At 71.4% G+C, this 25,757-nt stretch carries 25 protein-coding genes; 15 read left to right on the forward strand and 10 right to left on the reverse strand.

The window, feature by feature from the left end:
- Positions 1 to 67 precede the first annotated feature (67 nt).
- From EHO50_RS10360 to EHO50_RS10370, 3 genes are all read left to right on the forward strand, one after another.
- On the forward strand, positions 68 to 2,317 hold the full coding sequence (locus tag EHO50_RS10360; protein ID WP_181449593.1) for an FUSC family protein: 2,250 nt from the start codon (positions 68 to 70) through the stop codon (positions 2,315 to 2,317).
- A gap of 36 nt (positions 2,318 to 2,353) precedes the next feature.
- Complete coding sequence (locus EHO50_RS10365) at positions 2,354 to 2,575, forward strand: hypothetical protein (RefSeq protein WP_128429591.1); 222 nt, start codon at positions 2,354 to 2,356, stop codon at positions 2,573 to 2,575.
- Positions 2,576 to 2,880: 305 nt separating this feature from the next.
- Positions 2,881 to 3,336 (forward strand): cyclic nucleotide-binding domain-containing protein, encoded by a 456-nt coding sequence (locus EHO50_RS10370; RefSeq protein WP_128429592.1) that lies wholly within the window; start codon positions 2,881 to 2,883, stop codon positions 3,334 to 3,336.
- A gap of 3 nt (positions 3,337 to 3,339) precedes the next feature.
- Here EHO50_RS10370 and EHO50_RS10375 read toward each other — a convergent pair whose 3' ends face one another.
- A complete protein-coding gene (locus EHO50_RS10375) occupies positions 3,340 to 4,647 on the reverse strand; it encodes an MFS transporter (protein WP_128429593.1) in 1,308 nt (435 codons plus the stop codon).
- A gap of 78 nt (positions 4,648 to 4,725) precedes the next feature.
- On the reverse strand, positions 4,726 to 5,340 hold the full coding sequence (locus tag EHO50_RS10380; protein WP_128429594.1) for a LysE/ArgO family amino acid transporter: 615 nt from the start codon (positions 5,338 to 5,340) through the stop codon (positions 4,726 to 4,728).
- Positions 5,341 to 5,430: 90 nt separating this feature from the next.
- On the opposite strand from EHO50_RS10380, the gene EHO50_RS10385 reads away from it, so the two are divergent.
- Entirely contained in the window at positions 5,431 to 6,339 is a 909-nt protein-coding gene (locus tag EHO50_RS10385) for a LysR family transcriptional regulator ArgP (RefSeq protein WP_128429595.1), read from the forward strand.
- Between the two features lie 91 nt (positions 6,340 to 6,430).
- On the opposite strand, the gene EHO50_RS10390 is transcribed toward EHO50_RS10385, so the two are convergent.
- Positions 6,431 to 7,147, reverse strand: coding sequence for a TetR/AcrR family transcriptional regulator (locus EHO50_RS10390; RefSeq protein ID WP_128430643.1), 717 nt, complete (start codon positions 7,145 to 7,147; stop codon positions 6,431 to 6,433).
- Between the two features lie 144 nt (positions 7,148 to 7,291).
- On the opposite strand from EHO50_RS10390, the gene EHO50_RS10395 reads away from it, so the two are divergent.
- The gene (locus tag EHO50_RS10395; protein WP_128429596.1) at positions 7,292 to 8,509 is read left to right on the forward strand and encodes a saccharopine dehydrogenase family protein; all 1,218 of its coding nucleotides are present in this window, start codon (positions 7,292 to 7,294) and stop codon (positions 8,507 to 8,509) included.
- Between the two features lie 106 nt (positions 8,510 to 8,615).
- Positions 8,616 to 8,858 carry a WhiB family transcriptional regulator gene (locus tag EHO50_RS10400; RefSeq protein ID WP_128429597.1) on the forward strand — a complete coding sequence of 81 codons (243 nt, stop codon included), beginning with the start codon at positions 8,616 to 8,618 and terminating at the stop codon, positions 8,856 to 8,858.
- A 38-nt stretch (positions 8,859 to 8,896) separates the two neighbouring features.
- On the opposite strand, the gene EHO50_RS10405 is transcribed toward EHO50_RS10400, so the two are convergent.
- Genes EHO50_RS10405 through EHO50_RS10420 form a run of 4 tightly spaced genes read right to left on the reverse strand, consistent with a single transcriptional unit; the run spans position 8,897 to position 13,677 of the window.
- Positions 8,897 to 10,720, reverse strand: a complete 1,824-nt coding sequence (locus EHO50_RS10405; protein ID WP_128429598.1) for a sensor histidine kinase — start codon at positions 10,718 to 10,720, stop codon at positions 8,897 to 8,899.
- On the reverse strand, positions 10,717 to 11,412 hold the full coding sequence (locus EHO50_RS10410) for a response regulator transcription factor (protein ID WP_128429599.1): 696 nt from the start codon (positions 11,410 to 11,412) through the stop codon (positions 10,717 to 10,719). Before EHO50_RS10410 ends, EHO50_RS10405 begins: the two co-directional genes overlap by 4 nt.
- A gap of 30 nt (positions 11,413 to 11,442) precedes the next feature.
- Positions 11,443 to 12,198, reverse strand: coding sequence for a hypothetical protein (locus tag EHO50_RS10415; RefSeq protein WP_128429600.1), 756 nt, complete (start codon positions 12,196 to 12,198; stop codon positions 11,443 to 11,445).
- Positions 12,199 to 12,249: 51 nt separating this feature from the next.
- Positions 12,250 to 13,677, reverse strand: coding sequence for a M1 family metallopeptidase (locus EHO50_RS10420; protein WP_246101104.1), 1,428 nt, complete (start codon positions 13,675 to 13,677; stop codon positions 12,250 to 12,252).
- Positions 13,678 to 13,834: 157 nt separating this feature from the next.
- On the opposite strand from EHO50_RS10420, the gene EHO50_RS10425 reads away from it, so the two are divergent.
- A complete protein-coding gene (locus EHO50_RS10425; protein WP_128430645.1) occupies positions 13,835 to 14,185 on the forward strand; it encodes a DUF488 domain-containing protein in 351 nt (116 codons plus the stop codon).
- 40 nt (positions 14,186 to 14,225) lie between these two features.
- Here EHO50_RS10425 and EHO50_RS10430 read toward each other — a convergent pair whose 3' ends face one another.
- Together EHO50_RS10430 and EHO50_RS10435 are read right to left on the reverse strand one after the other, a co-directional pair.
- Positions 14,226 to 15,899, reverse strand: a complete 1,674-nt coding sequence (locus EHO50_RS10430) for an FAD-binding dehydrogenase (RefSeq protein ID WP_128429601.1) — start codon at positions 15,897 to 15,899, stop codon at positions 14,226 to 14,228.
- A gap of 16 nt (positions 15,900 to 15,915) precedes the next feature.
- Positions 15,916 to 16,560, reverse strand: coding sequence for a TetR/AcrR family transcriptional regulator (locus EHO50_RS10435; RefSeq protein WP_128429602.1), 645 nt, complete (start codon positions 16,558 to 16,560; stop codon positions 15,916 to 15,918).
- A gap of 121 nt (positions 16,561 to 16,681) precedes the next feature.
- Here EHO50_RS10435 and EHO50_RS10440 point away from each other — a divergent pair, with 121 nt between their 5' ends.
- From EHO50_RS10440 to EHO50_RS10455, 4 genes are all read left to right on the forward strand, one after another.
- Complete coding sequence (locus EHO50_RS10440; RefSeq protein WP_128429603.1) at positions 16,682 to 17,311, forward strand: alpha-ketoglutarate-dependent dioxygenase AlkB; 630 nt, start codon at positions 16,682 to 16,684, stop codon at positions 17,309 to 17,311.
- Between the two features lie 110 nt (positions 17,312 to 17,421).
- Positions 17,422 to 18,618 carry an acyltransferase family protein gene (locus EHO50_RS10445; RefSeq protein ID WP_342786908.1) on the forward strand — a complete coding sequence of 399 codons (1,197 nt, stop codon included), beginning with the start codon at positions 17,422 to 17,424 and terminating at the stop codon, positions 18,616 to 18,618.
- Positions 18,619 to 18,667: 49 nt separating this feature from the next.
- On the forward strand, positions 18,668 to 19,414 hold the full coding sequence (locus EHO50_RS10450) for an MBL fold metallo-hydrolase (protein ID WP_128429604.1): 747 nt from the start codon (positions 18,668 to 18,670) through the stop codon (positions 19,412 to 19,414).
- A 41-nt stretch (positions 19,415 to 19,455) separates the two neighbouring features.
- Positions 19,456 to 20,691, forward strand: a complete 1,236-nt coding sequence (locus EHO50_RS10455) for a DUF4032 domain-containing protein (protein ID WP_128429605.1) — start codon at positions 19,456 to 19,458, stop codon at positions 20,689 to 20,691.
- 1 nt (position 20,692) lies between these two features.
- Here EHO50_RS10455 and EHO50_RS10460 read toward each other — a convergent pair whose 3' ends face one another.
- On the reverse strand, positions 20,693 to 21,565 hold the full coding sequence (locus tag EHO50_RS10460) for a universal stress protein (protein ID WP_128429606.1): 873 nt from the start codon (positions 21,563 to 21,565) through the stop codon (positions 20,693 to 20,695).
- Positions 21,566 to 21,627: 62 nt separating this feature from the next.
- Between EHO50_RS10460 and EHO50_RS10465 the strand changes: the two genes are divergently transcribed.
- The 4 genes from EHO50_RS10465 to EHO50_RS10480 all read left to right on the forward strand — a co-directional run bounded on the left by EHO50_RS10465 (position 21,628) and on the right by EHO50_RS10480 (position 25,651).
- Positions 21,628 to 21,984 (forward strand): VOC family protein, encoded by a 357-nt coding sequence (locus EHO50_RS10465; RefSeq protein ID WP_128429607.1) that lies wholly within the window; start codon positions 21,628 to 21,630, stop codon positions 21,982 to 21,984.
- 198 nt (positions 21,985 to 22,182) lie between these two features.
- Positions 22,183 to 23,859: an NAD(P)/FAD-dependent oxidoreductase gene (locus EHO50_RS10470; protein WP_128429608.1), complete on the forward strand. Its 1,677-nt coding sequence runs from the start codon at positions 22,183 to 22,185 to the stop codon at positions 23,857 to 23,859.
- Positions 23,856 to 25,301 (forward strand): ATP-binding protein, encoded by a 1,446-nt coding sequence (locus EHO50_RS10475; protein WP_128429609.1) that lies wholly within the window; start codon positions 23,856 to 23,858, stop codon positions 25,299 to 25,301. Before EHO50_RS10470 ends, EHO50_RS10475 begins: the two co-directional genes overlap by 4 nt.
- Positions 25,298 to 25,651: a UBP-type zinc finger domain-containing protein gene (locus EHO50_RS10480; protein ID WP_128429610.1), complete on the forward strand. Its 354-nt coding sequence runs from the start codon at positions 25,298 to 25,300 to the stop codon at positions 25,649 to 25,651. Before EHO50_RS10475 ends, EHO50_RS10480 begins: the two co-directional genes overlap by 4 nt.
- Positions 25,652 to 25,757: the final 106 nt, after the last annotated feature.

A 25,757-nucleotide genomic window follows, 5' to 3' on the forward strand; every position in this document is an offset into this window, starting at 1 on the left:
GTTCGTGGCGTAAGTGGGGAGAGTGCGGGAGAAGGAGCGGAAGAGAGTACGGCGGCGTGAGGGCAGCGTGAGGGCAGTGGGACGGCCGGTGCGGGCGCGACTGCGTGACCGTGTCGCGGCCTCGGACCCCGGACTGCTGCGGCTGACCGCCGGGCTGCGCACGGCGGGCGCGATCGCCCTCGCGGTCGCCGTGCTCGCCCTGCTGGGCACCGATGTGACCCACCTGGTGGCGGGGGCGCTGGCGGCGATGGTCGCCACCTTCGCCATCCGGGAGAAGCAGCGCGGACAACAGGCGGGCACGCTCGCCCTCGGCCTGCCGGTGGCGCTGGCGTCCATGACCTTGGCAGCGGCTCTGCACAGCCATGTCGTGGCCGGCGACCTCGTCTTCGTCGCGCTCATCTTCTGTGCCGTCTACGGCCGCAGGTTCGGCGACCGCGGCACCGCGCTCGGCCTGATCGGCTTCCAGATCTACTTCGTGTCCCTGTTCGTCGGCGCCACCGTCTCCGGTCTGCCCGAGCTGTACGGGGCTGTCGCCGTGGCCTTCGCGTGCAGCGCGCTGGTGCGTTTCGCGCTCGTACCCGAGACCCCGACAGGGGTCCTCGAGCGGCTGCGCGGGGCCTTCCGCGCCCGGCTGGCCCAGTTGCTGTCCGCGCAGCTCGACCTGCTGGACGCCGGTCCGGACGAAGCGGACCGGGCGCTGGAGCGCGTACGCGAGGGCACCGCGCGGCTGCACGAGACGGCGCTGCTGATCCAGGGCCGGCTGGCGGAGGGAACCGCCGACGAGGCCGTGGCCCGACTCGTCCAACGGCGCGTCGCGGACGCCGAGATCGCCGCCGAGCGGCTGGGGCTGTCGCTGCTCGCCGCACGCGGCGCCGAGCGGGCGGACACGCTGGCGCTGCATCTGCCGGGAGCGCCCTTCCCCTCGGGCGGCCGACTGCCCGTGCGGGAGGAGGGGACCGTCGCGCTGAGACGTGACCTCCAGGCGCTGCGCCTGCTCGTCCTGCGTCCGGTCGGCCAGGCCACCGGAACCGCCCTGTCCCGTGTCCGCAACCGGCTCCTCGACTACCGCGAAGAGGAGAACCTGCCCGACGCATCCCCCGCGGTGCAGGACGCCTTCCGGGCCGTCGGCGAGGCCGCCCGCGCTGTCCTCGGGCTGCGGATCGCCCTCGGCGGACCCCAGGACGAGTCGGACGACACCCCGGCCACGGCCCGTTCGCGCGAGGAACTGGACGCGGAGGACGCCGTGCTCGACGCCGACGCCGACGCGGAGGACGCCGAGGAGAAGCCCACCGGGCTGCGGCGGCCCACCACGCGTGCCGCCGTGCAGGTGGCCGTCGGGTCGACGCTGGCCATGGTGGGCGGCGAGCTGCTGTCCCGTGACCGCTGGTACTGGGCGGTGCTGACCTGCTGGATCGTGTTCCTCAACACCGCGTCCACGGGCGAGATCCTGGTCAAGGGCTACCGCCGCCTGCTGGGCACCGTGCTCGGCGTCCTGGCCGGCATCGTGCTGGCGGGTGCCGTCGGGCACCACACCTGGACGGCGTTCGCGCTGGTGCTGCTGTTCGTCTTCGCGATGTTCTACTCGGCACCGCTGTCCTACACGCTGGTGTCGTTCTTCGTCACCGCGGCGCTCGGGCTGCTCTACACCCTGCTGCACACCTACAGCCTCTCGGTGCTCGTGCTGCGCATCGAGGAGACGGCGCTCGGCGCGGCCTGCGGGGTGATCGCGGCCGCACTGGTCCTGCCGGTGCAGACGGACCGCCGTACGAACGAACTCCTCGCCACGGTCCTGGAACGGCTCGGGGGCGTCACCCGCAGCGCCGTCGAGCAGCTCAGCGGCGGGCCTCCTCTCGACCTGCTCGACCAGGCGCGCGACCTGGACCAGGCGCTGGCAGATCTGCGAGCCGCCACCCAGCCGCTCACGCATCCGGTCACGCCGCTGCGGGCCCGGCGGGATACCGCACGCTACGTCGTCGCGCTGCTGGAGACGTGCGCGTACCACGCGCGTGCCCTGGCCGCGACCGCCGAGCTGCTGCCCACCCACCCCTCGATCGCGGCGGACCCCCGGCTGCGCCGGGCCGCGGCACGCATCGCGCACAACATCGAGACGATCGCCGCTCACGTCACCGACGAACACGCAACGGCCCGGATCGAGACCGGCCCGAGCATCGCCTCGCTCCTCGGACCGGCCGCCCCCGGCGCACCTCGCTACGGCAGGGTCACCGACCGCGTCCTGCGGCACCTGCAACGTCTCGACGAGGGGGTGGCCGGTCTGGCCCGTCCGCTGGGGGTGCCGGTGAAGGCGTCGGACGGATGAATGCTCAACGGGCCGATACCGGGGTACGCGGATGACATGACCGATGTCGTGGACTCAGACGAACTGATGCGGCGCATGCAGCGCGCCAGGGCCTGCGCCCGGCAGGAGGAGCGGACGTGGCGGGCGAGGAGCGAGCAGCTGCGGTCGGCCGACCCCGACGGGGCCCGCGACGCCGCCGTACGGACACTGGCCTACGAGGCCGTCGTCACGGTGCTGGAGGAGATCCTGACCCCGGGCAAGCACTCCGAGCGGCCCTGAAACACGGATCGAAGTGAAACGGGTCACGTAACCCGGTTTCGGCTACGCGGAACCCTCGTAGATGGTTTACGGTTCATCCATAAGTGGTCACGGGGTAGACCGTACAAGTCCCCCCTGCACCACCACCTACGGCCCTGGCTGGCCTCCCCCGTCCGGCCAGGGCTTTTTAATGCCCTCGGCGACCCGCCGCGCGCAGACTCCCGGCCGAAACCGCCCTCCGCCGAGGTGCTCAGGGCGGCGGCAGCAGCTGAAATGGATCCAGGGAAAGCCCCGGAACCCCAGTCGCCGGTGAGGAGCCCCTTGTCATGACCAAAGCGATCAAATTGCTGACGGCACTTCCACCACCTCAGCGTGAGCGCCTGATGTCGCTGGCCCGGGAGGTCTCCTTCCCGGAGGACGCCCGGATCTTCGAGGCGGGCGGCACGGCCGACCGCTTCTGGGTCATCCGCTCCGGCGCCGTCTCACTCGACCAGCGCGTGACGTCGATCCAGCGGGTGACCGTGGCCAGCCTCGGCGCGGGCGATCTGCTCGGCTGGTCCTGGCTGTTCCCGCCGTACCAGTGGGACTTCGGCGCGGAGGCCTTCAGCCCTGTGCGTGCCTACGAGTTCGAGGCGGCGGCGGTGCTGCGGCTCTGCGAGGAGGATCCGGGGCTCGGGATGTCGTTGGTGCGGCATGTCGCCGAAATCCTCGCGCACCGGCTGGAGATGACCCGGGGCAAGCTGATGGAGCAGTACGGGCAGCACCGGCGCAGTGTGCTCTGAGCGTCAGACGCGGTAGCGGCGCAGGGCGGGCAGCGCGGCGGCCAGGACCAGCATGACCGCGACCACGAGCAGCCCGCCGCCCACGGTCGCCGTACGTGCGCCGAAGGCCGAGCCGACCGTGCCGTGCAGGACGTCGGCGAGGCGTGGGCCGCCCGCGACGACGACCGTGAAGACGCCCTGCATCCGCCCGCGCATCTCGTCGCTGGCGGCGGACAGCAGGATCGCCCCGCGGAAGACCATCGAGACCATGTCGGCGACTCCGGCGAGGGCCAGGAACATCACCGCGAGCCACAGGCTGCCGCTCAGCCCGAAGCCGGTGATGGCGGCGCCCCAGGCGACGACGGCGCCGATCACCATCCAGCCGTGCCGGCGAGCCCGGGAGAACGTGCCGGAGAACAGCCCGCCGGCCACCGCGCCGATCGGGATCGCCGCGAACAGCAGGCCGAGGGCCAGCCCCTCGCCGTACGACGCGTAGGTCTGGCTCGCGAGTTGGGGGAACAGGGCGCGGGGCATGCCGAAGACCATCGCGACGACGTCGGCCAGGAAGGACAGCAACAGCACCTTGTGCAGGGCGATGTAACGGAAGCCCTCGGCGATCTCGCGCACACCGGCGCGCCGCTTCGTGGTGGTCGTCCCGCTCGCCAGGGGCGGCAGTGCGGGCAGCCGCAGCACCGCCCAGACCGTGACGCACAGGGCCAGCGCGTCGATGAGGTACAGCTCGGCCAGGCCGATGACGGGTATGAGCACCCCGGCCAGCAGCGGTCCGACGACCTGGCCGGTCTGCATGACGGTGGAGCCGAGGGCGCTCGCGGCGGGCAGTTCGTCGGCGGGCACCAGACGGGCGATGGAGGCGTTGCGGGCCGGGGCGTTGAGCCCCCAGAACGCCTGCTGCACGGCGAGCAGCACCATCAGCGCGGTCACCGACTCGAGGCCGGTGACGGCCTGCAGCCAGAACAGCACGGAGGTGACGGCGATGCCGCTGTTGGTGATCAGCAGGAGTTTGCGCCGGTCCATGGTGTCGGCGACGGCCCCGCCCCACAGGGCGAACACCACGAGCGGCAGCAGTCCGGCGAGGCTCGCGGCGCCTACCCAGGCCGAGGAGCCGGTGATGTCGTAGATCTGCTTGGGCACGGCGACCGCGGTGAGCTGGCTGCCGACGGCCGTGACGATGGTCGAGGACCACAGGCGGCGGTACGCCGGGCGGCGCAGCGGCCGGGTGTCCATGGCCCAGCGGCGCCAGCCGCGCCGCTTGGGCGGCACCGAAGAGGGGTCCTTCTCCTGATGTTCGGTACTGCTCTCGCTGGTGTCCACACGCTTCCTGGATGCTCGTTACATCTTTCTCGTCCGGGATCACTATCGCAGCACCGGGCGGGAGTTGGGGTCCGTGTCTCAGCTTCCGGCGATCAGGCCGACACCCAGGGCGATCATCGTCGCGGCGACCAGTCCGTCCAGCACGCGCCAGGCCACGGGCTTCGCGAGGTGACGGCTCAGCAGCCGCGCCCCGAAGCCGAGGGCGGCGAACCAGCACAGGCTGGCGAGTGCGGCACCGAGCCCGAACGTCCAGCGCATCGGGCCGCGGTCGGCGGCGACCGTGCCGAGCAGGAAGACGGTGTCGAGGTAGACGTGCGGGTTGAGCCAGGTCAGCGCGAGGCAGGTCAGTACAGCCCGGCGCCGTGATCCCGCCACGTCACCGTCGGTGAGCAGGGCGCCGCTGGGCCGGAACACCCGGCGGGCGGCGAGAGCGCCGTAGCAGAGCAGGAACGCCCCGCCGATCCAGGCGACCGCCGTCAGCACGCCGGGCCACGCCACGACCACCGCGCCGACGCCGGCCACTCCCAGGGTGATCAGGAGCGCGTCGGACAGGGCGCAGATGCCGACGACGGCGAGGACCGCGTCGCGGCGGATCCCCTGGCGCAGGACGAAGGCGTTCTGGGCGCCGATGGCGACGATCAGGGAGAGGCCGGTGCCGAATCCGGCGGCCGCGGTGGTGAGGGCGTTGGTCATGACATCGACGCTAAGGAAACGATCACTTCAAGTACAGCTAAAGATTCTTACTTATCATTAGCGCTGCTGAAGGTAGAGATGGAGACGGAGATGAAGACAGAACTCACGGAGCTCCCCCTCGACCAGGTACGCACCCTGCTCGCGGTGGTGGACGAGGGCACCTTCGACGCGGCCGCCGCCGCGCTGCATGTGACGCCGTCGGCGGTGAGCCAGCGGGTGAAGGCGCTGGAGCAGCGCACGGGGCGGGTGCTGCTGGTGCGGACGAAGCCGGTGCGGCCGACCGAGTCGGGTGAGGTCGTCGTCCGGTTCGCCCGCCAGCTGGCGCGGCTGGAGCGCGACGCGCGGGCCGAGCTCGGCATGAGCGGCGCCGGGGAGGCGACCCGGGTGTCGATCGCGGTCAACGCGGACTCGCTGGCGACCTGGTTCCTGCCGGCCCTCACGCGCGTGCCTCAGGAGCCATGGCTCAGCTTCGAGCTGCGGCGGGAGGACGAGAGCCGTACGGCGTCGCTGCTGCGGGAGGGCCTGGTGATGGCCGCGGTGACCTCGTCACCGGATGCCGTGGCGGGGTGTTCCGTGCGCGCGCTGGGCCGGATGCGCTATCTGGCCGCGGCGAGCCCGGAGTTCACCGAGCGGCATCTCGGCGGCGCGCTGCGGGACGCACTGGTTCAGGCGCCGGTGATGGCTTTGGACCGCAGCGACGATCTCCAGGACACCTTCGTCCGCAGACTCCGCCGCAGCCGCACCGGCGCGAGTGCCGTACGGCACTACGTCCCCACCTCGGAGGGCTTCCTGTCGGCCGTGGCCGCGGGAATGGGCTGGGGCATGATCCCCGAGTCCCAGGCGGAGCCCCTCCTGCGGGACGGCCGCCTCGTGCAGCTCGCCCCGGAGCGCCCGGTCGACGTCCCGCTGTACTGGCAGCAATGGAAGCTGCACTCACCGGCACTGGTCGCGGTGGCGGAGGCGGTAACGGCAGCGGCGACAGAGGCGCTCCGCCGGTAGTGCCGCGCCATACCGTTCTTCGTCCGCGGGACCACTGTGGCTGGTCGCGCCCACGCGGCGGAGCCGCAGATCGATACAGCCCCGCGCCCCTTCAGGGCGCTGCGGAACCGCTGACCGGCAACTGGGCGGCGGCACTGTCCAGCAGCATCTCCAGCGCCGTCGGATAAGCGCTGTTCACCATCCGGGCAGCCAGCAAAGGCGCCGCCTCGGCGATCCGCGGATAGACGGCACGGGGCAACCGACCGTACGTAGAGCGCCACACGTCCTCGTCAGCACGCAGCGACTCGCGGGGCAACGCCAGCGACGCCGCGTCGAGCGCGGCGAAGGCCAGCGTCTGGTCGATGAAGGCGTGGTAGATGCGCACGGTGTCCGGCAGCGGAAAGCCGGCGGTGCGCAGGATGTCCAACACGGCCTCGTCGGCGGCGAGTTCGTTGGCCCGGCCGGTGACCCGGCTCGTCGTCAGCGCGGCGGCCTGCGGGTGGGCGACGTACGCGGCGTGGATGCGCAGCCCGACGGCGCGCAGGTCGGCCCGCCACTGTCCCGTCGGCTCCCAGCCGTCCAGCGCCTGGCCGATGAGGGCGTCGCCGATGGCGAGGGTCAGCTCGTCCATGCCGCGGAAGTAGCGGTACAGCGTGCTGGGGTCGGCGTCGAGGGCCAGGCCGAGGCGGCGGGCGGTGAGGCCGGCGCTGCCGTGTTCGCGCAGCATGCGCAGCGCCGTCTCGACGATCAGCCGCTCCGAGAGCACGGTGCCGCTCTTCGTGGGACGACGTCGGCGCCGCTTCTCTTCCGGAACGACCGGCTTCGGCACCATGATCTCCATCCTTCCACCCTTATGCCAACGCCATTGACCTTACGTGAACGGGCGGCGTTGTATCTCCGGCGGGGCCCCACCACGTCGTAGACCTTCTAGACCTTCTAGACCTTGTTGACCTTCAGCCGAGGGAGTCTTGTCATGCGTGTACTGCTCGTGGGCGCCGGCGGGGTGGGTACCGCCGCCACCCGGATCGCGGCCCGGCGTCCGTTCTTCGAGACGATGGTGGTCGCCGACTACGACCTGGCGCGTGCCGAGGCGGCCGTGGCGGCGCTCGGCGGTGACGCCCGGTTCCGGGCCGAGCGCGTCGACGCCGGTGACGAGGCGGCGGTGGCCGCGCTGCTGGAGCGGCACGCGTGCGACGTGCTTCTCAACGCCACCGACCCGCGGTTCGTGATGCCGCTGTTCCAGGCCGCGCGCACGGCCGGGGCCACGTATGTCGACATGGCGATGTCGCTGTCGAAGCCGCATCCGCAGCGGCCGTACGAGGAGTGCGGGGTCAAGCTGGGCGACGCCCAGTTCGGGCAGGCCGCCGACTGGGAGAAGGCGGGCGCCCTGGCGCTCGTGGGCATGGGGGTGGAGCCCGGTCTGTCGGACGTCTTCGCCCGGTTCGCCGCGGACGAACTCTTCGACCAGATCGAGGAGATCGGCGTCCGCGACGGCGCGAACCTCACCGTCGACGGCTACGACTTCGCCCCGTCCTTCAACATCTGGACGACGATCGAGGAGTGCCTCAATCCGCCGGTGGTCTACGAGAGCGGCCGCGGCTGGTTCACCACCGAGCCCTTCAGCGAGCCCGAGGTGTTCGACTTCCCCGAGGGGATCGGCCCGGTCGAGTGCGTGAACGTGGAGCACGAGGAGGTGCTCCTGGTCCCGCGCCGGGTCGACGCGCGCCGGGTGACCTTCAAGTACGGTCTGGGCGAGGAGTTCATCGGCACCCTGAGGACGCTGCACCTGCTGGGCCTGGACCGCACCGAACCGGTGACCGTGCAGAGCGCCGCCGGGCCGGTCGAGGTCTCGCCCCGGGACGTCGTCGCCGCGTGTCTGCCGGACCCGGCGACGCTGGGCGAGCGGATGCACGGCAAGACCTGTGCCGGCACCTGGGTGCGGGGCGTCAAGGACGGCAAGGCGCGGGAAGTGTATCTCTACCACGTGGTCGACAACCAGTGGTCCATGAAGGAGTACGGCAGCCAGGCGGTGGTGTGGCAGACCGCCGTCAACCCGGTCGTCGCCCTCGAACTCCTCGCCACCGGTGCCTGGTCCGGCGCGGGCGTGCTGGGCCCGGAGGCCTTCCCGGCCCGCCCCTTCCTGGATCTGCTGACGGAATACGGCTCTCCGTGGGGCATGCGGGAACAGTGACCGAAATCGCCGGTGTCCAACGGGGTTTCACTCACGCATCGACAGGCGACTCGAAACCGAGTAATGCATCCACCGAGGGCACGTACGACGATCGCAGGTGACTTTGATGGACGACTGGCGAGACCACGCCGCCTGCCGCCATGAGGACCCCGACCTCTTCTACCCGATCGGCACATCCGGACCGATGCTGCTGCAGACGGAGCAGGCCAAGGCGGTCTGCCGACGCTGCTCGGTCCAGGAGCAGTGTCTGCGCTGGGCGCTCGACACGGAGCAGTTCATCGGGATCTGGGGCGGCACGAGCGAGAACGAGCGACGGGCGCTGCGGCGGCGGGCCCGACGAACCGGATGACCGGCGGATCAGTGCCAGACGCGTCGCGTCCGCGCGGCTCAGTCGGGCGCCGCGGCTCCCGGCAGCCGCAGCGTGAACACGGAACCGGCACCGGGCTCGCTGTCCACCTCGACCGTGCCCCCGTGCGCGGCGACCAGGTGCCGGACGATCGGCAGGCCCAGCCCGCTGCCTCCGGTACGTCGGCTGCGGGACTTCTCCGCGCGCCAGAACCGGTCGAAGACGTACGGCAGATCCTCGGGGTCGATGCCGGTCCCCGTGTCCGTGACCTGGAGGACCACGTCGTCGCCGGCGCGCCGGGCGGTGAGCGTGACGGTGCCGTCGGCCGGCGTGTGGCGCAGGGCGTTGGAGACGAGGTTGCCGAGTGCCTGGCGCATGCGGACGGGGTCGGCGTCCAGCCACGGGGTGCCGTCCGCTGCCGTACGCAGGCCGACGCCCGCCGTGTCGGCGGCGACGCGGTGGGCGGCGGCGACCTGGTCGAGGAGTTCGTCGGCTCGGACGGGCTCGCGGTGCAGGCGCAGGGTGCCGGCGTCGGCGGCGGCGAGGTCCTGGAGGTCGTCGATGACGCGTTGGAGGACGAGGGACTCGTCGTGCAGTGAGGCGAGCAGGGCGGGGTCCGGGTCGACGACGCCGTCCCGGGTGACTTCCAGCCAGCCGCGGATGTTGGTGAGCGGGCTGCGCAGTTCATGGGCGATGTCGCTGACCATCGCCTTGCGCTGGGCCTCCAACCGCTCGCGCCGCTCGGTTAGGTCGTTGAAGGCGGCGGCGAGGATGCCGGTCTCGTCGAGGGTGGTGACGGGGACGCGCACATGCAGCTCGGGCGGCTGCTGGGCCGCCTCCGTCAGCGCCCGCAGCGGCCGGACGAGCCGGGCGGCGACGACGGCGGTCACGGCCACGGTGACGGCCAGCACCAGCCCGGCGGCACCGACGACCTTGGCCTTGTTGGCCGGGGACATGTCGAACCGCACGGCGGTGGTGTCCCCACCGCCCAGGAAGAGTTCGGCGACGGGGGCGACGTACGGGTCGAGCTGGGCGCGGCGTGCCGCGTCGACGCACCGCTCGGCCTCGCGCACCGCCTCACGGTCGCCGGGCCTGGCGGCCTCGCCCAGGAGGTAGCGGGTGCCGAGGCGTTGTTCGGTCACGTCGACCGCGACGAACTTGTTCATGCCCCCACTCGTTCCGAGCTTGTCCAGGCATGCCTGGGAGCGCTCGGCCAGATCGGCCAGGGCCTTCTCCTCGGTCGGCGTGGGGGTGTTGAGCAGCCCGTCGGCGCACGCGTCGGGCACATGGCCGCCCGCGACGGGACCGTCGTGGTCCGTGACGACGGGGCGGCCGCTCGGCGTCTGGACGACCTCGGCGTCGTAGCCGTTGCGGGCGAAGCAGTTCTGCCGGACCAGGGCGAGCTTGTCCAGCCTGGCCCGCTCCGCATCCGTCACCCGGTACGGGCCCACCACCCGCGGATCGATGCCGCCGCGCTGTGCTCCGCGCTCCGTGTAGGTGTCGACGTGCAGGGGGTCGACGGTGGCGGCGGCGCGGGGTGGCAGGGAGGTGCCGGGCGGGGCCGAGTCGGCGATGGTCCTGCGGTCTGTGGTCGTCAGGGCGATACGGCGACCCGTGCGTGCCGACAGCGCCCGTACGGCGTCCTGCACTCCCCGCCACTCGGGGTGCGTCGCCGCGTAGCCGCTGAGCCGGGCCAGGACGTCCATGTCCTCCGCGAGGACCTGCCCCTGCTCCTCCCGCAGCGCCCGGGTGGTGGTCTCCACCGCCAGCCAGGCCGTGGCCGCCACCGAGCACACGGCGATCAGCACCGTGGCGATCAGCAGCCGGACCAGGAGGCGCTTGCGCAGCGGTACGCGCCGGTTCATCCGCGGCCGCCGCTGAGCTTGTAGCCGACGCCGAACACGGTCAGCAGCCGCACCGGCCTGCGCGGATCGGCCTCGATCTTCCTGCGCAGGTTCATGATGTGGACGTCGACGGCCCGTTCGGTGGAGGCCCGGTCGGTGCCCCGGGTGCATTCCAGCAACTGCCGCCGGGAGAAGACCCGTTCGGGTTCGGCGGCCATGGCGAGCAGGATCTCGAACTCGGCCGGCGTGCACTCGACGAAGGCCCCGTCGCAGCGCACCTCGTGCCGTACGGGGTCGACGGCGATGCCCGCCGCGCGCACCAGGGGTTCCTCCCGCCGGTCGGCGGCACGTCCGCTGCGCCGCAGCACCGTGCGGATGCGGGCCATCAGCTCACGCGGGCTGTACGGCTTGGTCATGTAGTCGTCGGCCCCGAGTTCGAGGCCGAGCAGTACGTCGTCCTCGGTCGAGCGCGCGGTCAGCATCAGCACGGGGATGTCGTCGTCGCGGCGCAGCACCCGGCACACGCCGAACCCGTCGATCACGGGGAGCATCAGGTCGAGGACGACCAGGTCGGGCCTGAGTCTGCGGGCGGCGTCGAGGGCAGCGGCCCCGTCGTGGACCACGGTGGCGGTGTGGCCCTCCGACAGCAGGGAGCGGCGTATGAGTTCGGCCTGCATCTCGTCGTCCTCGGCGACCAGCACATGTGCGCACACGCGGCGGATCCTAAGCGGTCGGGGGGATTTTCAGCGGGCCAGCGACTTGGCGTCGCCCATGACGACGACGGGATGCCGTTCGGGGTCCAGCGCCCGCAGCAGCTCCCGCATGTGCTCCCGCGCGATGCTGACACAGCCCTGGGTCGGCCCGTCGTGATCGACGTGCAGCCATATGCCACCGCCTCGGCCCGCGCCGAGCGGACGGGTCCAGTCGAGGGGCGAAGTGCCGGGCTTGCGGTTGTAGTCGATGGCGATCACGTAGTCGAAGGAGCCGGCAAGGGGCTCGCCTTCGAAGCCGGTGCCGGTGGCGGTGAATCCGACGCCGTGGTCGTACGGCAGCCTGGTCCCGGGGTCGCGGAGCAGGCCGCCGGCGTCCGTGAGCGTGAAGACCCCGATGGGTGAGCGCAGATCGCCGGCACGGTGGTGGTCGGTCCAGCCGCGCAGCGCGTTGTGGGCGGGCCGGCTGTCACCGGCCTCCCAGCCGGCGTCGGTGCGCTCGTACAGGACGACGGTGGACTGCGGGGAGTTCCTGCCGCGTCCGGTGACGACGACGGCCTGCCGGGTCTCGGAGGGCACCTCGGCCCACGTCTTGGGGCCCAGGCCGGGCAGTTGCCGCGGGGCGGCCCGCAGAGCGATCTCGGGTGTGGGAGTGCCCGTCGTGGGCGTGCCCGTCGCGGCCGTGGCGACGCCGGGCTCGTGAGCCGGTGTCGCCACGGCTCCGCCGCCGCATCCGGTCAACAACAGGGAGGCGGCCAGCAGCGCGGCACGAGGTCGGTCGGTGATCATGAGTCGACCTTGGCCGACAGTTGTGAGGAACTCGTCAGGACTCGGCAGGATCTACGGCTCGTTCGGCTTGCCCTCGCCGTAGACCCAGGTCCGCAGCAGCGCGTCCAGCTCCTTGCCCGACACGCGTTCCGCCAGCCGCACGAACTGCGCGGTCGTGCCGTGGCCGTCGCGGCGCTCGCCCGCCCACGTCCGCAGGATCCGGAAGAACGTCCGGTCGCCGACCGTCGTACGGAGCCGGTGAAGGGCCATGGCGCCGCGGGCGTACACGGGGACGCCGAAGATGTTCGCGCCGCTGCCCGGATCGCCGGGCGGGAACTCCCACAGAACGTCGTCCGCGGGGCGGGCGTACAGCGCGTCGAAGGTCTGCTGTGCGCTGTTGCCGCCGTGCTGCTCGCTGTAGAGCCAGTCGACGTAGGTCGCGAAGCCCTCGTTGAGCCAGATGTCCTTCCAACTGGTCAGGGACACGGAGTTGCCGAACCACTGGTGGGCGCTCTCATGGACGAGGGTGCTGAGGTTCGGCGCCCGGTCGTACACGGGACGCGTCTGGGTCTCCAGCGCGTACCCGACCTCCGGGGCCCGGTCCACGATCGAACCGGCGGCCCGGTACGGGTAGGGCCCGAAGAGCTTGCTCGCCCAGTCCAGGACGGAGGGCAGCTTCTTCAGTACGGGTGCCGCCTCGGCGGCCTCGCGCGGGTCGACGGCGTTGTAGACCCGGATGCCGTCGCGGGTGGTGTACTGCTCGACCTGGAACTTCCCCACGGTCGCCGTGGCGAGGTAGGCGGCCATCGGTTCGGGCTGGTGCCAGCGGAAGGTGGTCAGGCCGTTCGTCGTCCACTGCCCCAGGAGGACGCCGTTGGCGACGGCGGTGCGGCCCTTGGGGACGGTGATCGTGAAGTCGTACGACGCCTTGTCCTTGGGGTGGTTGTTGGCCGGGAACCAGGTCATGGCGCCCTGTGGCTCCCCGGCGACGAAGGCGCCGTCGTCGGTGGGGATCCAGCCGTCGAGCGAGCCGTCCGGGTCGGTGACCGGGCCGGGGGTGCCGTTGTAGCTGACCGCGACACGGAACACCTGGCCCTGGCGCAGGGCGCGGCGCGGGGTGACGACGAGTTCCTGACCCTCGCGCCGGAAGTCGGCCTTGCGGTGGTCGACGGTGAGTCCGGTGACTTTCAGGCCGTTGAGGTCGAGGTCGAAACGGGTCAGGGACTGGGTGGCACGAGCCGTGAGAACCGCGTGGCCGTCGAGGTGACGGCTCGTCGGGTCGTAGCGGAGGGTCAGGTCGTAGTGGCCGACGTGGTAGCCGCCGTTGCCGGCCAGCGGGAAGTAGGGGTCACCCACGCCGGCCTTGCCGATGGGTCCGGCCGACGCGGGCCCGGCGGCTGCGAGGAGCGCGGCCAGGGCGAGGGGAACGGTCACGATCACGGCTTCGCGGCGGAGGACGGCCGTGCGGCTGATGGCCTGTTCTCTGTTGGCCTGCTTCACCTGTGCTCCTCCAACGTGGGGGGGTGGGCAACGGCCTCACCCTAGGCGTCGGATCGCCCGGAACCCCCTCGCTCGAGGCAGGTTGTGTCGCTTCGAGGGCCGTAAGAGTTCGCGGCAGTAGGCTCCGGGCACGACTTCGACCGAGAAAGGCATGATTGTGAGCATTCGCGTCCGACGCGTGTACGACCCGCCCGAGCCGGAAGACGGTGTGCGCGTCCTGGTCGACCGGCTGTGGCCGCGCGGTCTGTCGAAGGACGCGGCCCGCGTGGACGAGTGGCCCAAAGGGCTCACCCCGTCGACGGAGCTGCGCCGCTGGTATCACGCGGACGAGAGGTCGTACGAGGACTTCGCCGGCCGCTACGAGGCGGAGCTGGCCGAGCCGGAGGCGGCCGAACTCCTCGAACATGTGAGGGAGTTGGCGAGCAAGGGTGAGGTGACCCTGCTGACCTCGTCGAAGTCCCCCGAGCAGAGCCACGCCGCCGTGCTGGCCCGTCTCCTGCAGGCGTGACGCCTGCTCACATCGCAAGGAGACGGGCCGTGCGCCGCCGTCAGGCCGTCTGCCGTGCCGCGGCCCGGCCCGCCGCGCGGCCCGAGAAGAGGCAGCCGCCGAGGAAGGTGCCCTCCAGGGCGTTGTAGCCGTGGACGCCGCCGCCGCCGAAGCCGGCGACCTCGCCGGCCGCGTAGAGACCGTCGATGGGCGTCCCGTCGGCTGCGAGCGCGCGGGAGTCGAGGTCGGTCTGGATGCCGCCCAGCGTCTTGCGGGTCAGGATGTGCAGCTTGACGCCGATGAGGGGGCCGGCCGCCGGGTCGAGGATGCGGTGCGGGGTGGCGACGCGACCGAGGCGGTCGCCGATGTAGCGGCGGGCGTTGCGGATGCCCTGGACCTGGGAGTCCTTGCTGTACGGGTTGGCGATCTGCAGGTCGCGGGCCTCGATCTGGCGCCGGACGGCCTCGGCGTCGAGGAGTGGCTTGTCCGTCAACTGGTTCATCTTCTCGACCAGTTGCTCCAGGTTCGGGGCGGTCACGAAGTCCGCGCCGTTGCGCAGGAACGCCGCCACCGGCCCCGGGGCGCCCTTGCCGAGCACGCGCTCCTTCAGGAACCCGGCGCGGTCCTTGGCGGTGATGTCGGGGTTCTGCTCGGAGCCCGACAACGCGAACTCCTTCTCGATGATCTTCTGGCTGAGGATGAACCAGGAGTGGTCGTACCCGGCGATGTCCGCGTCGGTGCGCAGGTGCTTGAGGGTGCCGAGGGTGTCGTAGCCCGGCAGGCAGGGGTCGGGCAGGCGGCGGCCGAGGGCGTCGAACCACATGGAGGACGGGCCGGGCAGGATCCGGATGCCGTGCCCGGGCCAGATCGGGTCCCAGTTCTGCAGGCCCTCGGTGTAGTGCCACATACGGTCGCGGTTGACGAGGCGTACGCCCGCCTGCGCGCTGATGTCGAGCATGCGTCCGTCGACGTAGGCGGGGACGCCGGTGACCATCTCGGTGGGCGGCGTACCCAGTCGCTCGGGCCAGTAGCGGCGGACGATGTCGTGGTTGGCGCCGATGCCACCGGTGGTGACGACGACGGCCTGGGCGGTCAGCTCGAACTCGCCGATCCGGTCGCGGTTGGAGGCGACGCCCCGGGGCGAGTTGTCGTCGGCCAGGACCGTGCCGCGCACGCCGCGTGCGGCGCCGTCCTCGATGACCAGCTCGTCGACCTGGTGCCGGTGGTAGAAGGTGAGCAGCCCGTCGCGCGCGGCCTGCTTGGCGTACCGGACGAACGGCTCCACGACGCCCGTGCCGGTGCCCCAGGCGATGTGGAACCGGGGCACGGAGTTGCCGTGGCCGTCGGCGCGCAGGTCGCCGCGCTCCGCCCAGCCCACCGTGGGCAGGAACTTGATGCCGTGTCCGTCCAGCCAGGCCCGCTTCTCGCCGGCCGCGAACTCGACGTACGCGCGTGCCCAGCGCACCGCCCAGGAGTCCTCGTCGTCCACGCGGTCGAACTGGGCGCTGCCCCGCCAGTCGTTCCAGGCCAGGTCGAGGGAGTCCTTGATGCCCAGGCGCCGCTGCTCCGGGGAGTCGACGAGGAAGAGCCCGCCGAAGGACCAGAACGCCTGCCCGCCGAGGTTGGCCGCGTTCTCCTGGTCCACCAGTGCGACCCTGCGGCCCCGGCTGGTCAGTTCGCTCGCGGCGACCAGGCCCGCGAGTCCCGCTCCGACGACGATGACGTCGGCATCCATGGCGACCGTCCCTTCCTCATGTCCTGTTGTGCGCTGATGCGCTGGTGTCGCTGCCGTCGGTGAGCAGCGCGGTGAGCAGTTGCCCCAGCCAGACGCGAGCGTGCTCGACGTCCCTGTCCAGCAGCAGTTGGGTGGTGACTCCGTCGTACGCGGCGACCACGGCGTGCGCGGCGCCGTCGATGTCGCCGAGCACCGCGGGCAGTTCGGTGTGTCCCCGCGCGCGGGAGAGCCGGTCGGCGATCGCCTCGCGCAGCCGCGCGCGATGTTCCAGCAGGCTCTGCGCGACGGCCGGGTCACGTGCGGCATGGACCAGGAAGTCCGTCTTCACCAGCAGCCAGTCGCGGTCCAGGAGCAGCACCTCGGTGACCCGGTCCACGGCGGCGGGCACGTCCAGGTCCGGCCCGTCGAGGGCGAGCGCCCCGGACACCTGCTCGGCGATCAGGTCGGCGCGCTGCTGGTAGAGGGCGAAGAACAGCTCGTCGAGGCTGTCGAAGTTGGAGTAGAAGGCGCCTCTGCTGTAGCCGGCGGCCTCACAGACCTCCTCGATGGAGACCCGGCCGAACCCCTTGGCGGCGAACACGGCGAACGCGGCGTCGAGGAGATTGGCCCGCGTGCGGACCCGGCGCTTGGTGACGCGCCCGGTCGTTTCTTTCACCGCCATGTCCCGACCTCCGTTCGATACGAGAATGTATCCGATACACGAACGTATCCAAAGGGGAGGCCGGGAACTCGGTAGAAAATCTGATGGGAACATATTTTCGAATCAGGGGTACGCTGGAGCCATGGCCACGCACCTCCAGGGCTCCCTCTTCGACCAGACCGACGAGTTGCGGCTCGGGTCCCTCGCCGGGATCCGCCGTACCCGGCTCGGCCTCGGCGCCTGGATCGACGTCCTGCCCGGTTGGCTGAGCGGGGCCGACGTCCTGTTCGAACAGCTCGCCGCCGAGGTTCCCTGGCGTGCGGAGCGGCGGACGATGTACGACCACGTGGTCGACGTACCTCGCCTGCTCTCCTTCTACGGCGTCGACGACGCACTCCCGCATCCCGTCCTCGCCCAGGCCCGCGACGCGCTGTCCGCGCACTACGCCGAGGAACTGGGCGAGCCGTTCACCACGGCCGGGCTCTGCTACTACCGCGACGGCCGGGACAGTGTCGCCTGGCACGGGGACCGGATCGGGCGAGGTGCGCGCGAGGACACGATGGTGGCGATCCTCTCCGTGGGGGCGCCCCGGGATCTGCTGCTGCGCCCGATGCGGGGCGGCGGCGAGACGGTGCGCCGTCCGCTGGGGCACGGCGACCTCATCGTGATGGGCGGCTCCTGTCAGCGGACCTGGGAGCACTCGGTACCGAAGACCACGCGCGCCACGGGGCCGCGTATCAGCGTCCAGTTCCGTCCGCACGGCGTGCACTGAGGCTTCGGAGGCGGCTGCCTCGGGTGCACGCGGGGGCTGCCTCCGGCGGACGGTGCCGGAGGCAGCCCTTCCTCTGGGCGAAGCCCTGCCGCGCCCCCACACTGGTCCGGGTGAGCGCTCAGACGCAGGCACCGGCCACCGCTCCCCGGCGCGGCGAGCTGGACGCGCTGCGGATCTTCGTCGTCCTCGGTCTGGTCTTCTTCCACTCCGCCCTCGTCTTCTCGCCGGACGACGACTTCTACGTCAAGAACCCGGAGACGACCGACGCCATCACCGTGCTCGCCGGGCTCGGGGTCGTGTGGGCCATGCCCGTGCTGTTCCTCGTCGCCGGGCTGGGCTCGCGGTACTCGGTCCGCCGCCGCGGGCCGGCCCGTTTCACCCGTGAACGCCTGCTGCGCCTGGGCGTCCCGCTGGTCTTCGCGACGCTCGTCCTGTGCCCGCTCCCCCAGTGGCTGCGGCTGCGGGCCGCCGACCCCGGCTACCACGAGTCGTACTGGCGTTTCTGGCCGCGCTTCCTCACCGTCCGCCCGGATGCGGCCGACTTCCCCTTCGTCCTCGAAGGGGAGCACTTCGAGACCGGTCATCTGTGGTTCGTCGTCCTGCTCCTCGCCTTCAGCCTGCTCCTCGCCCCGGTCGCGAAGCCGCTCGCGGCCTGGACGGAGCCCGTCGGGCAACTGGTGGCGCGGCACCCGGCCCTGCTCCTCCTGCCCGCCCTGCCGCTCGCCGCGATCAACGCCATCCTGGGCATGGAGGAGGGCTTCGCGGGCTGGAACCGCTGGGCGTACCTGGTGTTCTTCCTCTTCGGTTACGTCCTCGCCGACGACGCACGCGTGCGTGCCGGGCTGCGCCGACTCGCCGTGCCGGTGGGCGTGTTCGGGGTCGCCCTGTTCGCGGGGACCGCGCCCGGGTTCCTCGCCCTGGACGACCCGTTCACCGAGTGGGGCCCGCTGGCGCTGGTGACCCGGGCGGTGTTCGGGGCGGCGGGCTGGTGCTGGGTCGTGGCAATCCTTGGGCTGCTGGACCGGCCGCGCGGGGGTCGGCCACACGAAGGGCGGCCGCCGTCGCGCGCGATGGTGTACCTCGGGATCGCGGCCCTGCCGCTGTACGTCCTGCACCAGCCGGTGGTGGTCGCCTTCGCCTACGGCGTGGTGGGCTGGTCGGCGCCGATCGTGGTCAAGTACGTCATGATCGTGACCGGTTCGCTGGCGGTGATCCTGGTGCTGTACGAGTGCGTGGTGCGCAGAACGCGGCTGACGCGGTTCCTGTTCGGGATGCGGCCCGACCCGCCGGTCACACCGTCCTCGTGATCTGCTTTGCTGTGTCCGTCGGGCACGGACCTCACCACGCGGGACGATCATGCGGGCAGATGTGCAGCAAGTGGCGGACGGCACCTATCTGGTGCACGGCAGCAACACCAACTGGGTGATCCTCACCGAGGGCGACGCGGTCACGCTGATCGACACCGGCTACCCCGGGGACCGGGCGAAGCTGCTCGCCTCGCTCGCGGAGGTGGGGAGTTCGCCGGAGGCCGTCAGGGCCGTACTGATCACGCACGCGCACACGGACCACCTGGGCAACGCCGAGTACCTGCGCACCACCCACGGCACGCCCATATACCTCCACGACGCCGAACTGCCGCACGCCCGCCGGGAGTTCCTGCACCAGGTGGACGTCGGCACCGTCCTGAAGAACGGCTGGCGGCCGGGCGTCCTGCCCTGGGCGGTACACGCGATCCGCTCCGGCGGCACAGCCCACGTCCCGGTCACCGCCCCCGAGCCGTTCCCGTCGGACGGCCCGCTCGACCTGCCCGGCCGGCCCGTCCCGGTGCACACGCCCGGCCACACCGGCGGACACTGCGCCTACCACCTGCCCGACGCCGGTGTGGTGATCGCGGGCGACGCCCTGGTCAGCGGGCATCCCACCTCGCGGATCAAGGGGCCGCAGCTGCTGCCCGACATGTTCCACCACGAGCGGGCTCGTGCCGTGGCCTCGCTGGAGGTGCTCGAAGGGCTCAAGGGCGACCTGCTGCTGCCCGGACACGGCCCCCTGCACCGGGGGTCGGTGCGAGAAGCTGCTCTTCAGGCGCGGGAGCGCGCACTTTAGGGTGAGGTGACGATCACCGGCGAGGCGAGGACGAACGGCCCATGGCACTGCAGATCAGCGCGACGAATCCGGAGCACCCCGCGCTCCTGCTGGAACTGCCCTGGCATCTGCCGCTCGAGCAGTGGCCGGAGGAGGTCCTGGTCCCGCTGCCGCGCGGTATATCCCGCCACGTCGTGCGGTACGCCCGGGCCGGCAGCGAGGTGATCGCCGTCAAGGAGCTCGCCGAGCGTCCGGCACTGCGCGAGTACGAGCTGCTGCGTGACCTCGACCGGCTCGGCATCCCGTCGGTGGATCCGCTGGCCGTGGTCACCGGCCGCATCGACACGGCCGGCGGCCCGCTGGAGTCGGTGCTGGTGACCCGGCACCTGGGCGGCTCGCAGCCGTACCGCTCGATGTTCGAGACGACGATGCGGCCGGCGACCATGCACCGACTGATGGACGCGCTGGCCGTGCTGCTGGTCCGCCTCCACCTCGCCGGTTTCGCCTGGGGCGACTGCTCGCTGTCGAACACGCTGTTCCGGCGTGACGCGGGCGCCTATGCCGCGTACCTGGTGGACGCCGAGACGGGCGATCTGCACCCGCAGCTCAGCACCGGTCAGCGCGACTACGACCTCGACCTCGCCCGCGTCAACATCAGCGGCGAGCTGCTCGACCTGGAGGCGTCCGGGGCCCTGCACCCGTCCGTCGACCCGATCGAGTTCGGCATGGAGATCTGCGCCCGCTACCAGAGCCTGTGGCAGGAGCTGACCCGCACCTCGGTCTACCCGGCGGGCAAGTACCACTACATAGAGCGCCGCATACGCCGCCTGAACGACCTCGGTTTCGACGTGGCCGAGATGCAGATCGAGCACGCCACGAACGGCGACACGGTCACCTTCGTGCCCAAGGTCGTCGACGCCGGCCACCACCAGCGTCAGCTGCTGCGGCTGACGGGCCTGGATGCCGAGGAGAACCAGGCCCGCCGGCTCCTGAACGACCTGGAGAGCTGGATGGCCACCCAGGACGACTACGCCCCGGGCGACCCGCTCGGCGCCCGCCCGGAGGTCCTCGCCCACCGCTGGGTGCGGGACGTCTTCCGCCCCACGGTCCGGGCCGTGCCGCTGGAGCTGCGCGGCTCCATGGACCCGGCGGAGATCTACCACGAGCTCCTCGAACACCGCTGGTACCTCTCCGAGCGGGCGCAGCACGACATCGGCCTGGACGCGGTGGTCGAGGACTACATCAAGAACATCCTGCCCACGGCCCGGGAGACGCTGCAGCCGACGGCGTCCGACTGACTCAGTCGTGCGGTACGACCGCGACCGGGCAGTCGGCGTGGTGCAGCATGCCGTGGGCGACCGACCCGATCCGGGCGCCCACGGCCGTGCGGTGGGCGCGCCGCCCGACGACCATCAGCTGGGTCCGCCCGGCGACCGACAGCAGTACCTGGCCGGCGCTGCCCATCTCCACGTGCTCGACGACACGGACGTCCGGGAAGCGCTCCCGCCACGGCCGCAGCGCCTCGCCCAACGCCTTCTTCTCGTACGGCTCCAGGCCCCCGGCCTCGTCGAGGAGCTTGAGGGAGGCCGGGCTGTAGGCGAACAGCGGCGGCAGGGTCCAGGCCCGTACGGCGCGCACGGTAGCGCCGCGCGCCGCGGCCGTCTCGAACGCGAACCGCAGCGCGGCGGCGCTGTCCTCCGCGTCGCCCTGCTGGCCCACGACGATCTCGCGTCCGGCGGCCTCGGCGGACGCCTGGTCCCCGGCTCGTACAAGCACGACAGGGCTCTTGGCCTCGGCGATCACCTGCTGTCCGACGGAGCCCAGCAGGAACCCGACTACCGCGCCGTGGCCCCGCGATCCCAGCACCAGCATCTCGGCGTCCGCCGCCGCGGCGACCAGCGTCTCGACGGGCCCGCCGTCGAGCACGTCGGTGGTCACATCAAGGGCCGGGTGCCGCTCGGTGACGGTACGGGCGGCCTCCACCAGGCCCTCCCGCACCCACTGGGCCTGGGTATCCGGGTCCCCCGCGTCGATCGCGTCGTGCGGCTGGAACCGCCAGGCATGCACCACCCGCAGCGCGAGTCCCCGCCGGACCGCCTCCCGCGCCGCCCAGGCCAGTGCGGCGAGGCTCTCCTCCGATCCGTCCACCCCTGCCGTGATCGGGCGCGTCATTCCGGCTGCCTCCTCGTGTCGTGGTCACGTCCTTCGGGCCCAGTCTTCACTACGCTGCGCCCATGTCTTTGGAATGGGAACAAGTGAACGTGGACGCGGCCGACGCCGCGGCCCTGGGACGCTGGTGGGCCGAGGCGCTGGGCTGGGTCGTGGTGAACGACTCGGCCGAGGAGTACGAGATCCGGCCCGAGAAGGACCGCCTGCCCGGCCTGCTCTTCGTGCCGGTCCCGGAGGGCAAGACCGTCAAGAACCGTCTCCACCTCGACTTCCGTCCCGACGACCAGGACACGGAGGTCGCCCGCCTCCTCGCGCTCGGCGCACGCCACGCGGACGTCGGGCAGACCGGCGAGGAGCCGTGGGTGACGCTGGCGGATCCCGAGGGCAACGAGTTTTGCGTACTCGGGCCGCGACACAGCTGATCCCCTCGAGGTCGTGGCCTGTCATCGCCGACGCAGCAGCGACTGAGTCTCTCGGACCTCCAAGCCGTGAGAGCGACGGACTGCCATACCTGAGCGAAGCCGGGCGATCGAACATACGATGGCTCAGAGTCGACGCGGCGGGGGCGCCACCGGGCGCGATCGCCGCGGCGAGAACGCGACCCTCGGGGTGGGAGACGTATGGCACAGGCCGCCGACGCAGCGCGGACCGTCATTCTGACCGTGGACGACGATCCGGGGGTGTCCCGGGCGGTCGCCCGTGATCTGCGGCGGCGCTACGGTGCGTCGCACCGGATCGTGCGGGCGGAGTCCGGCGAGTCCGCGCTCGAGGCGCTGCGGGAACTGAAGCTGCGCGGCGATCTCGTGGCCGTGATCCTGGCCGACTACCGCATGCCGCAGATGAACGGCATCGAGTTCCTCGAACAGGCGCTGGACGTGTATCCGGGGGCGCGGCGGGTGCTGCTGACCGCGTACGCGGACACGAACGCGGCGATCGACGCGATCAACGTCGTAGATCTTGATCACTACCTGCTCAAGCCGTGGGATCCGCCCGAGGAGAAGCTCTACCCGGTTCTGGACGACCTGCTGGAGGCATGGCGGCGCAGCGACTACCGGCCCGTGCCCAGCACCAAGGTGGTCGGGCACCGGTGGTCGGCGCGCTCCTCGGATGTGCGTGAGTTCCTGGCCCGCAACCAGGTGCCGTACCGCTGGTACTCCGCCGACGAGCCCGAGGGGCAGCGGCTGCTGGCCGCGGCCGGGCAGGACGGGCAGCGACTGCCGTTGGTGGTCACACCGGACGGGACGCCGCTGGTCGCCCCGGAGGCTCCCGAGCTGGCGGCGCAGGTCGGGCTGGCCACGACGCCCACGGCCGACTTCTACGACCTCGTCGTCATCGGCGGTGGCCCGGCCGGGCTCGGCGCGGCCGTGTACGGGGCGTCGGAGGGGCTGCGGACCGTGCTGGTGGAGCGGTCGGCGACCGGTGGGCAGGCCGGGCAGAGTTCCCGGATCGAGAACTACCTGGGCTTCCCGGACGGCGTGTCGGGGGCGCAGCTCACCGACCGGGCCCGGCGGCAGGCGGGGAAGTTCGGCGCCGAGATCCTCACCGCGCGCGAGGTGACGGCGCTGGAGGTCAGCGGCGCCGCCCGGATCGTACGGTTCTCGGACGGCTCGGCGGTCGCCGCGCACAGCGTGATCCTGGCGACCGGCGTGTCCTACCGGCAGCTGGCGGCGCCCGGTTGCGAGGACCTGACCGGCTGCGGGGTGTTCTACGGGTCGGCGCTGACGGAGGCGCCGTCCTGTCAGGGCCAGGACGTGTACATCGTCGGCGGCGCCAACTCCGCGGGGCAGGCGGCGATGTATCTGTCGCGGGGCGCCAAGTCGGTGACGCTGCTGGTGCGCGGGGTGTCGCTGTCGGCGTCCATGTCGCACTACCTGATCCAGCAGATCGAGGAGGCGCCGAACATCTCGGTGCGCACCGGCACGGTCGTCGAGTCCGCGCACGGCTCCGACCACCTGGAGCAGCTGACGCTGCGGGACGTGGAGAGCGGTCGGACCGAACTCGTCGACGCCCAGTGGATGTTCGTGTTCATCGGCGCGGCCCCGCTGACCGACTGGCTGGGCGAGACGGTGCTGCGGGACGAACGCGGGTTCATCCTGGCCGGGCCCGACCTGACGTCCGACGGGCGGCCGCCGGCCGGCTGGGAGCTGGACCGGCCGCCGTACCACCTGGAGACCAACATCCCCGGCGTGTTCGTGGCGGGCGACGCGCGCGCCGAGTCCGCCAAGCGCGTCGCGTCCGCCGTCGGAGAGGGAGCCATGGCCGTCATGCTCGTCCACCGCTATCTGGAGCAGTCATGAGCGGGCAGCTGATGCCGTGCAGCCCCGAGGAGATCGGGGCGCTGTTCCTGTTCGAGAAGCTCACGCCCGAGCAGCTCGGCAGGTTGTGCAGCGCGGGGCGGGTGGAGAAGTTCGAGCCCGGGCCCGTGTACACCGAGGGTGAACCGGCCACGTGCTTCTACGTGATGGTCGAGGGCACGGTCGTCCTGTACCGCCGGGTCGGCACGGACGACGTGGAGGTGACCCGGACTTCCCAGCGCGGGGTGTACGCGGGGTCCATGCAGGCGTATCTGGGTGACCGGGTGCGGCAGGTCTACAACAACTCCATGCGCGTCACCGAGCCGACGCGGTTCTTCGTGCTGCCCGCCGACACGTTCGCGGACATCATGCAGGAGTGGTTCCCGATGGCGGTGCATCTGCTGGAGGGGCTCTTCTTCGGCTCGAAGAGCACCCAGCGGGTCATCGGCCAGCGTGAACGACTGCTGGCGCTCGGCTCGTTGTCCGCCGGGCTCACGCACGAGCTCAACAATCCCGCGGCGGCGGCCGTGCGGGCGACCGCGACGCTGCGGGAGCGGGTGGCGAAGATGCGGCACAAGCTCGCCATCATCGCGCAGGGCTCCTACTCCCCCGAGGTCATGGCGAACCTCATCGACATCCAGGAGCGCACGGCGGAACGGGTCGCCAAGGCACCGACGTTGAGCCCCTTGGAGGCGTCGGACCGGGAGGACGAGCTCACCGACTGGCTGGACGACCACGGCATTGCGGAGGGCTGGCGGATCGCGCCCACCTTCGTGCAGGCCGGTCTCGACGCGGACTGGCTGGACCAGATCGCGGCGGCCGTGGACGAGGAGATCCTGCCGAGCGCGATCGGATGGCTCAACTACACCGTCGAGACCGAGCTGTTGATGGACGAGATCAACGACTCCACCAACCGCATCTCACACCTCGTCGACGCCGCCAAGCAGTACTCCCAGCTCGACCGCGCGCCCTTCCAGAACGCCGACGTGCACGAACTCCTCGACAGCACCCTGCTGATGCTGTCGGGCAAGATCGGCAAGCAGATCAAGGTCGTCAAGGAGTACGACCGTACGCTGCCGAAGATCCCGGCCTACCCGGCGGAGCTCAACCAGGTGTGGACGAACCTGATCGACAACGCGGTCGCGGCGATCGACAGCGCGGGCGGGGAAGGGACGTTGACCGTGCGGACGGCGCCGGATCACGACCGGCTGCTGGTGGAGTTCCGCGACACGGGGGTCGGGATTCCGCCGGAGCACCGGGGGCGGATCTTCGATCCCTTCTTCACGACGAAGCCCGTGGGTGAGGGCACCGGGCTCGGCCTCGACATCTCCTGGCGGATCGTGGTCAACAAGCACCACGGCAGCATCCAGGTGGAGTCGCAGCCGGGTGACACCCGCTTCCAGGTGCTGCTGCCGCTCACATCGGTCGAGGAGGAGCCTGCATGAGCAGCGACAACGGAATTGACCCGAGCGTTCCGCCGAGCGGGAGCGGGTGTGCCGAGTGCGATGCGGTCGGCGGGTGGTGGTTCCATCTGCGGCGGTGTGCGCAGTGCGGGCATGTGGGGTGTTGTGACAGTTCGCCCGCGAAGCATGCCACGGGGCATTTCAAGGCTACTGGGCATCCGTTCGTGCAGAGTTTCGAGCCGGGTGAGGAGTGGTTCTGGAACTTCGCCACGAACGAGATGTACGAGTCGGGGCCCGAGCTTGCGGCGCCGGTGAGTCATCCCGTGGATCAGCCGGCGCCGGGGCCTGCGGGGCGGGTGCCGGATGATTGGGCGAGGACTTTGCGCGCCTGAGAGCTCGGGGCTGTCGGTTCTACGGCGGGTGCGGGTCGTTTGTAGCTGGTCGCGCAGTTCCTCGCGCCCCTGAAAACCAGAGGCGCTGTCAGTGGCGCGTGACAGG

This window comes from Streptomyces cyaneus, assembly GCF_004028635.1.
GTDB classification, from domain to species: domain Bacteria; phylum Actinomycetota; class Actinomycetes; order Streptomycetales; family Streptomycetaceae; genus Streptomyces; species Streptomyces cyaneus.

What these genes read in the sequence shown, in the direction of transcription:
- EHO50_RS10365 (WP_128429591.1), top strand. Translation starts at nt 2,354, where the DNA reads ATGACCGATGTCGTGGACTCAGACGAACTGATGCGGCGCATGCAGCGC.
- EHO50_RS10370 (WP_128429592.1), top strand. Translation starts at nt 2,881, where the DNA reads ATGACCAAAGCGATCAAATTGCTGACGGCACTTCCACCACCTCAGCGT.
- EHO50_RS10380 (WP_128429594.1), bottom strand. Translation starts at nt 5,340, where the DNA reads ATGACCAACGCCCTCACCACCGCGGCCGCCGGATTCGGCACCGGCCTC.
- EHO50_RS10385 (WP_128429595.1), top strand. Translation starts at nt 5,431, where the DNA reads ATGAAGACAGAACTCACGGAGCTCCCCCTCGACCAGGTACGCACCCTG.
- EHO50_RS10395 (WP_128429596.1), top strand. Translation starts at nt 7,292, where the DNA reads ATGCGTGTACTGCTCGTGGGCGCCGGCGGGGTGGGTACCGCCGCCACC.
- EHO50_RS10400 (WP_128429597.1), top strand. Translation starts at nt 8,616, where the DNA reads ATGGACGACTGGCGAGACCACGCCGCCTGCCGCCATGAGGACCCCGAC.
- EHO50_RS10405 (WP_128429598.1), bottom strand. Translation starts at nt 10,720, where the DNA reads ATGAACCGGCGCGTACCGCTGCGCAAGCGCCTCCTGGTCCGGCTGCTG.
- EHO50_RS10415 (WP_128429600.1), bottom strand. Translation starts at nt 12,198, where the DNA reads ATGATCACCGACCGACCTCGTGCCGCGCTGCTGGCCGCCTCCCTGTTG.
- EHO50_RS10430 (WP_128429601.1), bottom strand. Translation starts at nt 15,899, where the DNA reads ATGGATGCCGACGTCATCGTCGTCGGAGCGGGACTCGCGGGCCTGGTC.
- EHO50_RS10435 (WP_128429602.1), bottom strand. Translation starts at nt 16,560, where the DNA reads ATGGCGGTGAAAGAAACGACCGGGCGCGTCACCAAGCGCCGGGTCCGC.
- EHO50_RS10440 (WP_128429603.1), top strand. Translation starts at nt 16,682, where the DNA reads ATGGCCACGCACCTCCAGGGCTCCCTCTTCGACCAGACCGACGAGTTG.
- EHO50_RS10450 (WP_128429604.1), top strand. Translation starts at nt 18,668, where the DNA reads ATGCGGGCAGATGTGCAGCAAGTGGCGGACGGCACCTATCTGGTGCAC.
- EHO50_RS10455 (WP_128429605.1), top strand. Translation starts at nt 19,456, where the DNA reads ATGGCACTGCAGATCAGCGCGACGAATCCGGAGCACCCCGCGCTCCTG.
- EHO50_RS10460 (WP_128429606.1), bottom strand. Translation starts at nt 21,565, where the DNA reads ATGACGCGCCCGATCACGGCAGGGGTGGACGGATCGGAGGAGAGCCTC.
- EHO50_RS10465 (WP_128429607.1), top strand. Translation starts at nt 21,628, where the DNA reads ATGTCTTTGGAATGGGAACAAGTGAACGTGGACGCGGCCGACGCCGCG.
- EHO50_RS10470 (WP_128429608.1), top strand. Translation starts at nt 22,183, where the DNA reads ATGGCACAGGCCGCCGACGCAGCGCGGACCGTCATTCTGACCGTGGAC.
- EHO50_RS10475 (WP_128429609.1), top strand. Translation starts at nt 23,856, where the DNA reads ATGAGCGGGCAGCTGATGCCGTGCAGCCCCGAGGAGATCGGGGCGCTG.
- EHO50_RS10480 (WP_128429610.1), top strand. Translation starts at nt 25,298, where the DNA reads ATGAGCAGCGACAACGGAATTGACCCGAGCGTTCCGCCGAGCGGGAGC.